Origin of the sequence: Pseudomonas sp., assembly GCF_032058845.1 — a bacterium.
Taxonomy (GTDB): Bacteria; Pseudomonadota; Gammaproteobacteria; order Pseudomonadales; family Pseudomonadaceae; genus Aquipseudomonas.
Genome location: NZ_DAMCCR010000100.1, coordinates 825 through 15,472, shown reverse-complemented (window position 1 = coordinate 15,472; position 14,648 = coordinate 825). Strand labels below are relative to the sequence as shown.

Annotated in this window: 8 protein-coding genes; 3 read left to right on the top strand and 5 right to left on the bottom strand. The window is 66.7% G+C overall.

The genetic code is table 11. The features are described from left to right. The 5 genes from RT028_RS16670 to RT028_RS16650 form a co-directional block, all read right to left on the bottom strand. The coding region (locus RT028_RS16670; RefSeq protein ID WP_312936220.1) for a filamentous hemagglutinin N-terminal domain-containing protein at positions 1-4,287 on the bottom strand (4,287 nt) is incomplete at its 3' end. A gap of 42 nt (positions 4,288-4,329) precedes the next feature. Next, the gene (locus tag RT028_RS16665) at positions 4,330-4,836 is read right to left on the bottom strand and encodes a toxin-activating lysine-acyltransferase (protein WP_312936219.1); all 507 of its coding nucleotides are present in this window, start codon (positions 4,834-4,836) and stop codon (positions 4,330-4,332) included. Between the two features lie 9 nt (positions 4,837-4,845). After that, positions 4,846-6,549, bottom strand: coding sequence for a ShlB/FhaC/HecB family hemolysin secretion/activation protein (locus tag RT028_RS16660; RefSeq protein ID WP_312936218.1), 1,704 nt, complete (start codon positions 6,547-6,549; stop codon positions 4,846-4,848). Between the two features lie 586 nt (positions 6,550-7,135). Continuing rightward, positions 7,136-8,428 carry a sorbosone dehydrogenase family protein gene (locus RT028_RS16655; RefSeq protein WP_312936217.1) on the bottom strand — a complete coding sequence of 431 codons (1,293 nt, stop codon included), beginning with the start codon at positions 8,426-8,428 and terminating at the stop codon, positions 7,136-7,138. Beyond that, positions 8,425-8,859: a DUF2231 domain-containing protein gene (locus RT028_RS16650; RefSeq protein ID WP_312936216.1), complete on the bottom strand. Its 435-nt coding sequence runs from the start codon at positions 8,857-8,859 to the stop codon at positions 8,425-8,427. Before RT028_RS16650 ends, RT028_RS16655 begins: the two co-directional genes overlap by 4 nt. Positions 8,860-9,498: 639 nt before the next feature. On the opposite strand from RT028_RS16650, the gene RT028_RS16645 reads away from it, so the two are divergent. The 3 genes from RT028_RS16645 to RT028_RS16635 all read left to right on the top strand — a co-directional run. Next, on the top strand, positions 9,499-9,975 hold the full coding sequence (locus tag RT028_RS16645; protein WP_312936215.1) for a nuclear transport factor 2 family protein: 477 nt from the start codon (positions 9,499-9,501) through the stop codon (positions 9,973-9,975). Between the two features lie 489 nt (positions 9,976-10,464). Then, the gene (locus RT028_RS16640; RefSeq protein ID WP_312936214.1) at positions 10,465-11,361 is read left to right on the top strand and encodes a formylglycine-generating enzyme family protein; all 897 of its coding nucleotides are present in this window, start codon (positions 10,465-10,467) and stop codon (positions 11,359-11,361) included. A 543-nt stretch (positions 11,362-11,904) separates the two neighbouring features. Beyond that, on the top strand, positions 11,905-14,648 hold a 2,744-nt coding region (locus RT028_RS16635), incomplete at its 3' end, for an amino acid adenylation domain-containing protein (protein ID WP_312936213.1).

Below are 14,648 nucleotides of genomic sequence, written 5' to 3'. Positions count from 1 at the left end.
GCCCAGGTTCACCGACGCCGCGCCCGCTCCAGCGGCCGCTTGCGCCACGCTGCCGACCTGACGGTTCGCGACCTGCAGGCCGCTGCCGGTGGGTGCGGTGTTTTCCAGGTACTGGGTCGCGCGCAGGAAGATGTCGGTGACGCTGGCCGCCGGGTTGTAGGCGGCGGTCGAGGTGCCTTGATTGTCGCGGCCCTTCTTGTGGATGCGGTACAGGTGGCTCAAGGTGCCGCGGTCGGTCACCGTCTCCTGCCCGGTGACCTCGGTGTTGTCGAGCTGCTTGATGTCACCGACCAGCGCGCCGCCAGCGATGATGTGGCTCTTGTCATTGAGCACCGAATTGGCGGTCAACAGCAGCGAGCCACCGGCGAGGATCTGCCCGGGGTCGGAGGTGAGAATCTGCGTCTGGGTCGTGGTGCGGGTGAAGTCGTAGCGGTTGTAGTTGTCGGACACACCCTCCGGGCTGACCAGATGGCTGACTTCGTCCTTGAACAGTGAGATCTGGTCGGGGCGGTAGCGATTCGGCGAGCCGGTGTGCTGGAATTCTTGCAGCGTCTCCTGGCCGACTTGCACCACGTGGGTGCTGAAGTGTTCGTTGCTGTTGCGCAACGCGGCCGTGTTCAGGCTCAACGAGCCCAGGGCTTCGATGTTGGCGCTGAGGTTGTTGACCTGCGTGGCCTGGCCCGTCGCCTGGCCCTGGGCATCGAGCGCGCCGCCGATCAGCAGGTCGCCGGCGCTGAAGAGCATGGCGTGTTCACGGTTGGTCAGGGTGCCGACGCCCAGGTCGAGCCGTTCACGCGCGGCGATCACGGCGGCGCGGTCGCCTTCGACGTCGTTGTTCAGTTGCCCGGCTGCAATCGCTACGCGGTCGCCGTAGACACGGCCGGTGCCCAGGTTGTTGAGCACCTGGGTATTGATGCGGGTGAGCTGGGCATCGATCAGCCCACGGTTGGTCAGGCTGTCAGCGGCGTTCAGGGTGACTTGCGCCGCGCTGATCTCGCCGCCTTCGCGGTTCTCGATGAGGTTGCTGGAGACCTGCAGGTGCTTGCCGGCCTGCAGCAGTGCGCGGTTATCGAGCGCGCCTTGCAGGTTCACTTGCAGGTCGCCGTTGGCTTGCAGCCTGCCGGTGTTGACCAGGCCCGAGGCCAGGTCGAGGTGCATGTCGCCCAGGCTCAGCACGCTGCCGTCGCCGCTCAGGCTGGCGCTGGTGAGGCTGATGTCATCGCCCGCGATCAATGTGCCGTTGCTGTTGAGCAGCCCTTGATCGGCGCGTAGCGTGACCTGCTTGCTCGACGAAATCAGCCCGGCGCTGTTGTCCAGTTGCCCGCGGGTCTGCACGCTCAGCGTCTGGTCGGCGCGCAGCGCGCCCGAGCGGTTGAGCAACTGCCCCAGCTCCAGCTGCAGCGACTGCCCTTCCACGCCCTGGTTGCTGCCTTGGGTGTCCTGGTTGTCCAACTGGTCTGCCGTGACGGTCAGGGTGCCGCCAGCGCGGAGCAATCCGCCGAGGTTGTCGACGCGGCCTGAACCCAGGTCCAGGCGCGCATCGCCCAGGCTCTGCAGTTGGCCGCCGCGGTTGTTCAGGCCAGTGCCGGTGAGCAGGATGGACTGCTCGCTGCTGAGCACCCCGGCGGCCAGGTTATCGACCTGCGTGGCCTGCACGGTGACGTCGCCCTTGCTGCCGATGAACCCGGCGCTGTTGTTCAGGTAGCCGGTGGCAAGGCTGAGCCCGGCCTGGCCGAGAATGCCATTGGCGGTGCCCGAGTCCGTATTGATCAGCGCCTGCCCGTGGGTGTCGAGGGTCATCGCGCCCTTGGCCTGGATCAGCCCCGCCTGGTTGTCCAGCTCGCCGGTGCGCAGGTCGAGTGTGCCGCTGCTGACCACCGCGCCGCGTTGGTTGGACAGGCGCAGGCCGGCGCTATCGAGGCGCACCGTTGCGCCATTGATCAGGCCATCGGTGTTGTTCAGGCCGAGGCTGGAGAGGGTCACCCCCTGCCGGACCTGGACCACCCCCGAGGCGTTGTCGAAAGCGCCCTGGCTCAGCGTCACGCCCAGCGAACCGTCGGCCGAGCCGAGGGTGCCCTGGCGATTGCTCAGCGCAGCGCCGGTGATCGTCAGCGCGCCTTTGGACACCAGCGTGCCGTGGTCGTTGTTCAACTGCCCGCCGGTCACCTGCAAGGTATCGCCGGCAGTGACCTTGCCCTGTTCATTGCGCAATTGCCCGGTCGCCAGGCGCACGCCCTTGGCGGCAGACAGGGTGCCGGCGTCGTTGTCCAGCTGCGTACGGGCGGTGATGTCGAGGCTGCCGGTCACGGCCGCCTGCACCGTACCGTCCTGGTTGAGCAGGCGATCGGCCGTCAGGCTGATGTCGCTGTCGCTGGCCAGGGTGGCGCCGGTGTTGTCGAGCAGGCCGCGGGTGGTGATGCGCAGGGTCTGCGAGCCGGTCTGCACCAGCGTGCCCTGGCGGTTGAAGAGTTGCTCGGCATCGATCTGAATCTGCCGCGCCACGGTGGTGGCGCCGTCCAGCACGGCCTGGGCGACCGCGACCTGCAAGGCGCCATTGCTGCGTATCTCGCCGGCATCGCCCTGCAGCGTCTGGCCCTGCAGGCTCAAGGTGCCAGCCCCGGCGTGTTCGATGTGGCCATTGGAATTGGTCAGGCGCGCGCCCGACAGGCGCACGTCGGTGGCGTTGCTGGCGATGCGCCCTTCGCTGTTGTCGAGGGTATCGGCCACCGTGATCACGGTGGTGTCCTGGCCCAGCTGGACGATCTCGCCCTTGCGGTTGGACAGGCGTTGAGCGGCAAGCTGAACACCTTCGGCGTTGATCTTGGCGCGGTCAGTGGTCAAGGTGTTCTGCGCAGACGCGCTGAGCGTGCCGGCGGCGTCCACCTGCGCATCGCTCAGGTCAGCGTCACCGGCGCGGGCGCTCAGCCCCACCGTGCGCCCGGCGATCTGGCTGGCCTTGAGGTCCAACGCGTCCGCACTCAACTGCACATCCCCAGCCGCCACGGCCGAGCCTTGCTGTTTGAGGGTCTGCTCGGCGTTGACGCGCAGCGCACCGTTGCCGCTCAGCGTGCCATCTGCGCCGACACCCGCGCCCCACACCGACTGGCTGCTGCCCTTGACGCTGCGCGCACTGACGTTCACGTCCTGCTGCGCGGCGATCACCCCCTGGCTGTCGATATCGCCACGGCTCGACAGCGTGGCGCTGCCCTTGGCGTACAGCGAGCCGCTGTTGTCGATGCCGAGCGCGCTGTCGACCTGCAGCTGCTCGCTGCTGCTGATCTGCCCGCTGTTGCCCAGCCGGCCATCGGCGCTGATCACCACATCCCCGGCGCTCGAGCCGATCTGCCCGGCATTGCGGACGCCCAGGCCGGCCTCGGTGCCCACCAGCTTGATCTTGCCGGCGTACATGCCGCCCAGTTGCGCCACGTCGATGGCTACCTGCGGCGAGTCGCCGACACCGTTGATGGGCGTTGCCTGGGTGTTGTCGGCATTGACCTGGTTGGCCCCGGCGGTGACCCGCAGGTCCTTGGCCCAGATCCCGGCGTTGACCTCTACCGAGCGGGCGATGACGTCGGTGTAGTCGGTTTGCGAGGCATCCAGCCCGCGGCCGGTGATGACCACCTTGCCGCCCTCGACGCGGTAGCCCTGCAACTGGCCGTTCTGCATCTGCAGGTTGCCGCTGGTCAGGGTCGCCCGGTTGGCATTGATGAAGCCGCAGCCATCACAGGTGATCCCCGACGGGTTGGCGATCACCACCTGGGCGCGGTCGCCGGCCACTTCCACGTAACCGCGCAGCTGGCTGGGGTTGCTGCTGTTCACTTCGTTGAGGATCACCCGCGCCGTGCCGTTGGCCAACTGCGCGTTGCCCTCGACCCAGCCGGCCAACTGCGTCTGGGTGTTGGTGCGGGCATTGTTGAGGATCGCGCCCTGGGCGTTGACGTCGAACTGGCTGTAGCTGTTGTGCGACACGCCCGCGGCGCTCGGCGCCTGAATGTTGACCTGCGGCACGCCATTGGCAGCATTGATGATCACCGGCTGCTGGCCGGGCGGCGCGCCGTGGTCGGCAACGATGTCGGCCCAGGCCAGCGGCGAGACCACGCTGATCAGGCCCAACGCCGACATCAGGGCAAAGCGCAGCGGGCGCAAGGTCAGCAGCGTGCCTGCGGCGGCGGGTGTGGTACCTCTGCCGGAGCCAGAGGCTTTGCGGCAGCCCCGCACATTTTCGGCCACGACCATCAGCAGGCCACGCGCCTTGTTGAAAACGATCCGGTAGAGGTGTTTGTTCATCACATTCCCTGCGTCTTGAAAAGCTTGAAGAGGCGACAGCTATCAACGATGGCCGATCAGACCTGGGGCGGGCCGGCGGGCGGCGGCCAGCGCCGCGCCGTGGTAGCGCTTGATGCTCAGCCCACGTTCATTACCCCGGTGGCACAGCGCCCGAGACTGGCCGTCGGCAAACAGATGGCGTTGCAGCAGGCGCGCCATGCGCACGCTGTGCCCGAAGGGCGCCACCCAGTCGAGAAACCACATGCGCTCGCCGCTGGCCCAATCGCCTGCGGGCAAGGTGATTGCCGGGTTCTGCAGATAGCGCTGTTCGGCCTCGGCACTGAACCAGGCCCAGGCGGCGTAAAACACCGGGCGCCCGTGTTCGTAGCCGACGATGAACTGGCGGTTGGCAATCGCCGGCAGCAGCAGCGCGTTGAGGGTGTGCAGCGGCATCTCGCGGTGCGTCGCCGAATGCATCCACAGCCAGACTGCCGAACCCAACGCCTGGGCCTCGTTCCAGGGCTCTTCACTGAATGCCGGCGCGATCAGTTCAAACGCTTCGAGTTGCATGGCACGCCCTCACATCGACCAGGTCAGGCTGAAGCCTGCCGTGGTATTGGCCGTGTCGAAGCCCTTGGGTTTGCTGATGGGCTGGCCAACGAAGGCGTCGTACGACACCTGCCGGTAGCCGCCGCGCAAGCCGACCACGTACCCCGCCAGATGGTCACCGATCAGGTAGCGGCTCGACTGGCCACCGACCTCCCCATAATCGACGCCCAGGTAGGTCTCCTGCCCGGAGTTGCCCAGCGCCAGGGCGAGGTCGTTGCGCACCAGCCAGCCACGGTCGGCAGACAGAATGTTTTCCCCGTCGAAGCCACGCACGCTGTAGCGCCCGCCAATGGAGAAACGGTCCTGAGGCACCAGGGCCGTGCGGTTCCACTGCGCACGCCAGGCGGCGGTGTAGCGCAAGCGCTGCGTGGCCAGGTCGAACGGAACCGAGAACTGCGCCTCGGCATTGATGATCTTCGAGCGTGAGGTGCCTTCGCCTGACGCCTCTTCGGCCGCCACGAGGGCGTTGCGTGCACCGGTCCCGCGCCGATAGCCGGCGCTCAGGTCGAGGGTGGCCGTACCGATGAACTCGCGGTGGCTCAGGCCCAGCGCCCAGCCCGCCATGCGCCGGCGCTGCGCTTCGATTTCGGTGTCTTCGATGTGGTTGCTCGAGGTGCGCGTCCAGCCACTGACCTTCACCGTGGTCTTGCGCACCGCATCGCGGTAGATCAAGCGCGAGGCGCTGATTTCGTTGTTCTTGCTCTCACCGGAGTACTGGTACTTCTGGTTCGCCCCGGCCACGGTCTGGTGATAGTCGTATTCGCTCGAGGTAACGCCGAACAGCCAGTAACCGTAGGGGACCGAGTAATGCAGCGTATGGCCCTTGGAGCCGCGATCGCCTTTGTCGCCGCCACCCAGGTCGTGGTTGTAGCTGGCGTAGAACAGGTCGTTCAGGCTCAACAGGTTGTCCAGCGAGAGCGACGTCGAACCGAGGTATTTGCCGGTCGCGTCGGTGCCTGAGTCATCCAGCGACAGGCTCACGCGCACGGGCAGGGCCTGCTTCCAGGCAATCACCAGGTCACTGTCACCGGGCTTGGCGTCCAGGCCCTCGGTGGCAGCGATCTGGATGTCGGCTTCGGCCGTGGGCACGCGCTTGAAGTTTTCCAGCGCCTGTTCGAGGTCGCGCAGGTTGAGCAGATCACCGGCCTTGGCCGGCACCGCGTTCCAGGCATTGGCGCGGGTCGAGGTGCCTTCGGCGAAGCGGATCGAATGAATGCGCCCGGGAATCAGCGTGAGTTGCAGCACGCCGCTGTTCAGATCCTGGGGTGGCGCCAGCACCCGTGTGGTGACGTAGCCGCGTTCGATGATCGCGTTCTGGATGCGCTTCATCGTCAGGTTGATGCCCTGTGCCCCGAGGCATTGGCCGGTGGCCGGGTCGTCTTTCGGGTCGGCGCTGCGCAGTGCCCACTGAAAGTCTTCGGCCAACTCGCCGTTGAGCACGATCTGCCGGATCTTGAAGCAGGGGGATTGGCGCGTATCGAGTTGCGTGTCTTTCCCAGACAGCGTGGGCGCTTCCAGACGCACATCCGGCGCCGGCTCGAGTTGCTCGCGCAGGGCCCGCTCGCGGTCTTGCTGGAGCAGTAACTGTTGGGCCGGAACAGGCGGGTCGGCGGCCTGTGCAGCGGCACTGGCGATTGTCCCCAGCAGCACGATGGCCATGGAACGAGAACGCATCGATGGTTTAACGGACAGGCACAACATCCCCAGACGGACCAGTTCATTTCTGGGCCAGAAGCAGACGCTCATTTCTCTTCCCTGTGAAAACGTCCTGCACGTACGGCACACGCCAGGACGGCGGTTGGCGTACAGGAAACACGTTGGTGGGCAACGTGGCTGAGAGCGGCGTTGATTCGATAAGTTCAACGCCCCAAATAAATAAGCAGCAGGTGCCTGAGTGCTTGTAAACGCGATATAGAGCGGCTGAGCTGAAGAATCAGGCAACTTGAAGAGCGCAACTTCGAAGTGCGCGAAAGCTGTAAAACGTGAAGCGCTGCACACTTCTGAAAGTGCCTTTTCGCTGGATTACCGAAACTGGATATCTGGCAAGCGCTCCTACAAGGACTGCGATGGCCAGCACAGCCGGCCCGATACAGGCGCCCCGTATTGCCAGAAAAAACGCAATTCCAGCCATCACGGCCAATCTGCAGCCCATCGCAGCTGACCGGCATCGCTTCAGTTGCGCGTTCTCATCGACCCATCAGGCGCGCGCCATGGGCGGACGCCATGAGCTTGCAGGGCGGTGACCCGCCCTGCACAGCGATCACTGCTTGCGGGTGACCCGCCAGATGGTATTCGACAGGTCATCGGCGATGATCAACGCGCCCTTCGGATCCACCGTCACGCCCACTGGCCGGCCGCGCGTCTTGCCGTCTTCGCCGCGGAAGCCGGTGGCGAAATCAACCGGCTCACCGGCCGGCTGGCCGTTGGCAAAGGGCACGAAGATCACTTTGTAGCCCACCGGGTTATCGCGGTTCCAGCTGCCGTGCTCGCCCACGAAGGCGCCGTTGGCAAACTGCTCGCCCATGGCGGGAATCGAGAAGTCCACGCCCAGGGCCGCGACGTGCGAGCCGAGGCTGTAGTCCGGTTTGGTGGCCTGATCGACCATCTCCGGCTTGAACGGCTGCACGCGCTTGTCGGCGTTCGGGCCCCAGTAGGCGTACGGCCAGCCGTAGAATTTGCCTTCCTGGATCGAGGTCAGGTAATCGGGCACCAGATCCGGGCCCAGCTCGTCGCGCTCGTTGGCCACCGCCCACAGCTGGCCGGTTTCAGGCTGGATGCTCAGCGCAGTGGGGTTACGCACGCCCGTCGCATAGGGCTTGTGCATGCCGGTCTGGGCATCGATCTGCCAGATCATCGCCCGGTCGATCTCGACCTCCATGCCGCGCTCGCCGATGTTGCTGTTCGAGCCGATGCCGACGTACAGGTAGCGACCATCGGGGCTGATGGTCATGGACTTGGTCCAGTGGTGGTTGATCGCAGACGGCAGGTCGACCACTTTTGTCGGCGCGCCGCTGGCTTGAGTCTGGCCGTCCTGATAGTCGAAGCGCACCACGGCGTCCTGATTGGCGACGTACAGCTTGCCGTCGTGGAAGGCCAGGCCATAGGGGGCGTTGAGGTTTTCGGCGAAGACGCTCTGGGTCTCGTATGTGCCGTCGCCATCAGCGTCGCGCAGCAGGGTGAGGCGGTTGCCGCCTTTGACCTTGGTGTTGCCCTGGGCCTTGATGTAGCCGGCGATCACGTCCTTGGGCTTGAGCTTGGCCGCGTTGCCGCCACGGCCCTCGGCCACCAGGATATCGCCGTTGGGCAGCACCAGGGTCTGGCGCGGGATCTTCAGGTCGGTGGCGATCGCGGTGATGGCGAAGCCGTCCGGAACCGTGGGTTTCTGCTCGCCCCAGGCGGCGGGCTCGGCAATTTTCATGCTCGGGAGCAGACCGCGTTGCTGCTCGGGCAGCTTCGGGTTGGGGCCGCGTTCGAGGGTGCTGTCGGCTTCGTTGCCGCAGGCGCTGAGCAGCAGCGCCACGCTGAGGGTGGTCAGGGTGCCGAGGGTTTTCATCGGGCGACTCCAATGCGGGTGCGCAGGTTGCTCAGGCCGAGCGAGGCGGTGATGAGGGTCAGCACGGCGACGATCACCGAAAGGATCAGCCCCGAGGGCATCACGGCGTAGGCGTCCTTGGCGTGCTCGAAGGCGTTGATCAGGCCCAGGACCCAGGTGACCAGCAGCAACAGGAAGTAGCGGGTCGGACGGCCGGCTTTAGGTTCGGCGCGGATCAGGTTGGTCAGCGCGAACAGCAGCGCCAGCCCTGCGAACAACAGGCCGCCGGCGATCAGCCAGGCGGCGAAGTTGCTCCACTGGATCTGGAAGGTGGTGTAGTAGGCGATGTCGCTCAGCAGCGCGCCGAGAAACAGCGGGACGGTACCGCCCAGCAGCATCGCGTGCAGCGGACCGGGTCGGCAGCGGTAGTCGGGGTGGGTGGCGGTAGTCACGGCGGCTCCTTGATATTCGGGAATCCCGGGGCTGACGGCGGGCGGGGAGTGTCGGGCCATCAGGCTCGCGCTGGCTGCGCTTAAGCAATGATCGCCCTGCAGGTTGGTTAGTTCAGGTGTATTTCGCGGGTGAAATGTTTTGAGACATAGCGTGAGGATGGAGGCCGTCTGCCGCGAGGTGCCGCCGCTGTCGCGCAGGAGGCTCCGGCCACGAGCGCATGCCGCTCGCAGCGACCGCCAGGGCGCCGGGGGAAGCTATGGCTGGAAAGCAGCCCCAGTGGCCCCAGCATCCCCAGTGACCATGAGCGCGTTTCTTCAGTGACTGGCTCAGTGCGTGTGCTGGGCCGGCTGCGCCGCCCATCGCGGCTAAAGCCGCTCCCACAGGGAGATGGTGGCCGGCCGGTCGATGTCTTGCAGGGAAATGCGGCCCTGTGGGAGCGACTTCAGTCGCGATGGCCGGCAAAGCCGGCCCAACACAAGCAGCACGGATCCAACAGACTGAACCCGTCCAACCAGCCCTTTGGTCAGCGCTGAAAACCGCAACTACTGTTAATGACGACATTTGCCTAGCACTGCGGCTCGGTTCACACCCCGTGGTGTTTCATGCACTGTGCTATCCACCTCACCGGAGAGTTCACCATGTCCACCACCCCCTCCCGCCCACCGCTACCCCCCTTCACCCTGGAAACCGCCACGCAGAAAGTCCGCCTGGCCGAAGACGGCTGGAACAGCCGCGATCCCGACAAGGTGTCTCTGGCCTACACCGCCGACACGCAGTGGCGTAACCGCGTCGAGTTCGTCACCAGCCGCGACGAAGCCAAAGCTTTCCTCACCCGCAAGTGGAACAAGGAGCTCGACTACCGCCTGATCAAGGAGCTGTGGACCTTCGCCGACAATCGCATCGCCGTGCGCTACGCCTATGAATGGCACGACGATTCAGGCAACTGGTTCCGCTCCTATGGCAACGAGAACTGGGAGTTCGCCGAGAACGGGCTGATGCACCGCCGTTTCGCCTGCATCAACGACACGCCCATCGAAGCGTCGCAGCGCAAGTTCCGCTGGCCACTGGGGCGCCGCCCGGATGATCACCCAGGGCTGACCGAACTGGGCCTGTAAGCGGTGCCTGAGGCGGATGCATGGGCATCCGCCCTGGTCAACGGGCAACGCATCCCATCTGCTGGCCACACGATGATAATGCGAGCGCTTCAGCCGCGATGGCCGGCACAGCCGGCCCGATTCAGGCGCCGCGCACTGGCAGGGGAATCCAGGTCGCAGCCTTGGGTCGGCTTCGCCGTCCATCGCGGCAGTAGCCGCTCCTACGGGGACCGTTTTTCCACGAGGCGCGTGTATGCACGGGACACCGATGAGCCCGCACGCCGCGACCTCTGTAGGAGGCGCCGCGCACTGGCGGGGGAATCCAGGTCGCAGCATTGGGTCGGCTGCCTGGCAACCCACCGCCTCAGATCCCACCCCAACCGCCCGCTAAATCTCCCGCCGCACAGCTCGTTTCTCCCAGACAACGCACCCGCCGCGGGCGGTGTGGCAGGCCCGCGCCTGGCACCCGCCCGCCCCTCCTCGCCAGCCGCTCCGGGAACCCCTCACGCCATGACCCACGCCCTGCCCACCCTCCTGTCCCGTATCGCCCTTGGCGCACTGTGCTGCGCCGTGGCGCCGTTGAGCCTAGCTGCGCCCAGCAAACCCGGCGCTGTGTTCAGCGACTGCAAACCGGGCTGCCCGGACATGGTCGTGCTGCCGGCAGGCAGTTTCACCATGGGCACCCCCGAAGGCGAACAAGGCCGTGAAGACGACGAGGGCCCGCTACACACCGTGACCTTCGCCAAGGCCTTCGCCGTCAGCCGCTTCCAGGTGCTCAACGGTGAATGGCAGACCTACCTGGCCGACACCGGTTACCGCATGCCCGACGGCGACGACCGCCCGGGCCGCGAGTGCCTGGCAGGGGTGCCGCGCTACAGCGAAACCAAGGAATACAAAAGCCGCGACGCCGCCCGTTACCCGGCGGTGTGCATGGATTACCGCGAGGCCGAGGCCTACGCTGCATGGCTGTCGAAAAAGACCGGCCAGCACTACCGGCTGCTCAGCGAAGCCGAGCGCGAATACGCGGCACGCGCCGGCAGCACCGGCCCGCAGCCCTTCCCGCGCGACCCGGGCAAGGCGTACAGCATCGCCCAGCACGCCAACACCTACGGCCCGGAAGACGGCTTCAGCTACATCGCCCCGGCCGGCAGCTACGCAGCCAACGCCTTCGGCATCTACGACGCCCACGGCAACGTCTACGAATGGACCGCCGATTGCCAGAACGATGACTACGTGGGCGCACCGACCGACGGCAGCGCCTGGACCGCAGGCGACTGCGTGGTGCGAATGATCCGCGGCAACGACTGGACCGAAGCGCCGATCTTCTCTCGCTCAGGCAACCGCAACTACCGGCACACCGAACGCCGCGGCGACTGGCTCGGCTTTCGCGTGGCACGCGAGCTGTAGGGCGCACTCCAAGCGCTGGCCGGGCATGGGTAGCTTTGCGCCGGCTTCACCGGCCTGATCCAGGCACCGCGCCGTGGCAGGAAAATCGAGGTGGCGGCCTTGGGTCGGCTGCGCCGCCCATCGCGGCTAACCGGGGCGCCGGACCGGCCGCTTCTACAGGTCCGCGTGGGCCGGAAGACATTGTTTTGATAGGCGCGTGCGATCTGTGCGGGAGCATGCGATCGGGTAGAACCATGCGATCAAGTGGGAGCCAACTGTCTTTCGCTAAAGGCTGACAAACGGCCGGATCAGGCTTTTCGACAGCAACGCATTCCATGTGGGAGCGACTTCAGTCGCGATGGACGGCGCAGCCGTCCTGCCCCAAGCGACGCACACGGCCAGACGACACGCGACAGCAGCCCTCAGTGCTGCTCCGCAGACCATCACGGCGCGTTTCGCGCCTACCGCAAACCCACGCCGTGCGCCGCGCGCGTGTAAATACCCCCGCGCGTGCTTCGTCTTCCTCGGTACTGCTCAATTCCTCTGCCGACGGCGACGAACCCGATGACCACTGCACAGCTCCCCCCTTCCGACGACGACTTGCTGGCCCTGCTGCTGGCCGACGAACACGGCCCGGCGCCGGTCATCGTGGCCGGCACGGGGCAGGCGCCGCAACCGGTGTCCTTCGCCCAGCAGCGGCTGTGGTTCCTGCAGCAGTTCGCGCCGCAGAGTTCGGCCTACAACCTGCCCCGTGCCCTGCAGCTCGACGGGCCACTGCACCCCGAGCGCTTGCAGCAAGCCCTGCAACAGGTGATCGCGCGCCATGACATCCTGCGCACCCGCTTCCTCGAGGTGGACGGCCAGCCGCAGCAAGTGGTCGACCCCGCCGCCCAGCTGAACCTGCAACAGCAAGACCTGCGCCACCTGGACGAGGCCGCCCGCGGTGCGCGCCTGGAAGCGCTGATGGTCGCCGAGGCCGGCACGCCCTTCGACCTGAGCCAGGCGCCGCTGATCCGCGCCACCCTGATCGCACTGCCCGCGCAGCGCCATGTGCTGCTGCTGAACATGCACCACATCGTGTCTGACGCCTGGTCCAACCCGATCCTGATGCACGACCTGGCCCGCGCCTACCAGGGGCAACCCCTGCAGCGCCCGGCGATCCAGTACGCCGACTACGCCCGCTGGCAGCGCGAGGACTACCCGCACAGCCCCGCGCATGACGCCGCAGCGGCCTACTGGCGCACCTACCTCGGCGACGCCCTGGCGCCGCTGCAACTGCCCACCGAGCATCCACGCAACGACGACCGCCCGACAGTGGCCGCGACCCACCGCCTGCCACTGCCGAGCGCACAGGTCGAGCGCCTCAACGGCTTTTGCCAAGACCACGGCCTGACGCCCTTCGGCGTGCTGCTGGGCGCTTGGCAACTGCTGCTGGGGCGCTATGCCGGGCAAGACGACTTCACCGTCGGTGTGCCCAACGCCAGCCGTAACCAGGCGCAGACCCAGGCGCTGGTCGGCTACTTCGTCAGCAGCCAGATTTTCCGGGCACAGCTGGACCCGAGCCAGACCACGCTGGACTTCCTGCACGGCGTGCGCCGCCACGCTCTGGCGACGTTTGAGCACGCCGACCACCCGGTCGAGCTGATTCTCGAACAGCTCCAGCTGCAACGCAGCACCCAGGCCAACCCGCTGTTCCAGAGCCTGTTCAACTGGCGCGTGGCGAGCGATGACGGCGGCCCCCTGCGCTTTGCCGACCTGACACTGGATTTCCTGCCGCTGGGCCAGCAGCAGGCCAAGTTCGACCTGTCGCTCGACGTGCTCTACAGCCCGCGCAGCATCGAGGCCTGTTTCGACTACGACGCCACGCTGTTCAGCACCGAACGCATCGCAGCCCTGGCCGGACACTTCGGCAACCTGCTCGACGCGCTGCTGGCCAACCCACAGCAGGCCCTGGGCGAGCTGTCGATCTACCCGCAGCACGAACTCAGCGCCTGCCTCGCTGCGGCGAACGGCGCCGTGCAGCCACACGGTGCCCTGCCCGCCGTACACCTGCAGATCGCCGCGCAGGCGGCGCTGACCCCTGAACGGATTGCCGTGCGCTGCGCCGCAGCCACCCTGACCTACGCCGAGCTGGAACACCGGGCCAACCGCCTGGCGCAGCACTTGATCGAACGCGGTGTCGGCCCCGACGTGCTGGTGGGCGTGGCGCTGGAGCGCAGCCTGGCGTTGGTGGTGGGCCTGCTGGCGATCCACAAGGCTGGCGGCGCGTACCTGCCGCTCGACCCCAGCTATCCGCCAGAACGCCTCGACTACATGATCCGCGACAGCGGCATCACCCTGCTGCTGCGTCAGCCCGAGCAGGCCCAGGCACTGCCGTTGCCAGACGGCGTCGAGGCGCTCGCCATCACCGACCTCGACCAAGCCCTGCCTGCTTCCGCCAGCACCCAGCCACTGCCACTGGCCGACCTCGACGACCCACACGGCACAGCGCCTGCGCGCACCCCCGACCCCGAGCACCTGGCCTACGTCATCTACACCTCCGGCTCCACCGGCCAGCCCAAGGGCGTGCAGGTTCGCCACGCCGGGCTGATCAACCACATGGCCTGGATGCAACGCACCTTGCACCTGCAGCCGAGCGACCGGGTGTTGCAGAAAACCGCGTTCAGCTTCGACGCCTCGGTGTGGGAATTTTGGCTGCCGCTGCAACAGGGCGCCGAACTGGTCCTGGCCAGCCCGGCGCTCAGCGAAGACCTGTCGCGGCTGTGGGACGAGGTGCAGGCGCAGGGCATCAGCGTGCTGCAGATGGCCCCGTCACTGTTGCAGGCGCTGCTGCCCCAGGCCGATGCTGACCAGCTGAACGGGCTGCGCCTGTTGCTGCTGGGCGGTGAAGCGCTGGGCACCGAGCTGGTCACGCAGGTGCAGGCGCGCTTCGCCGGGCGCCTGGTCAACCTGTATGGCCCGACCGAAGCCACCATCGACAGCTGCCACCACGACCTGCAAGGCCCGCTCGACGGCGCCATTGCACCGATCGGGCGGCCCATCGACAACGCCCAGGGCTATGTGCTCGACGGCCAGTTGCAGCCCTGCCCGCTGGGTACACCGGGCGAGCTGTACCTGGGCGGCGCCGGCCTTGCCCGTGGCTACCACCAGCGCCCCGCCCTGACCGCCGAACGTTTCGTGCCGCACCCCTTCGGCGCCAGTGGGCAACGCCTGTATCGCAGCGGTGACCTGACCCGCCGCCGCGCCGATGGCGCACTCGACTACCTCAGCCGCATCGACCATCAAGTGAAGATCCGCGGCCTGCGCAT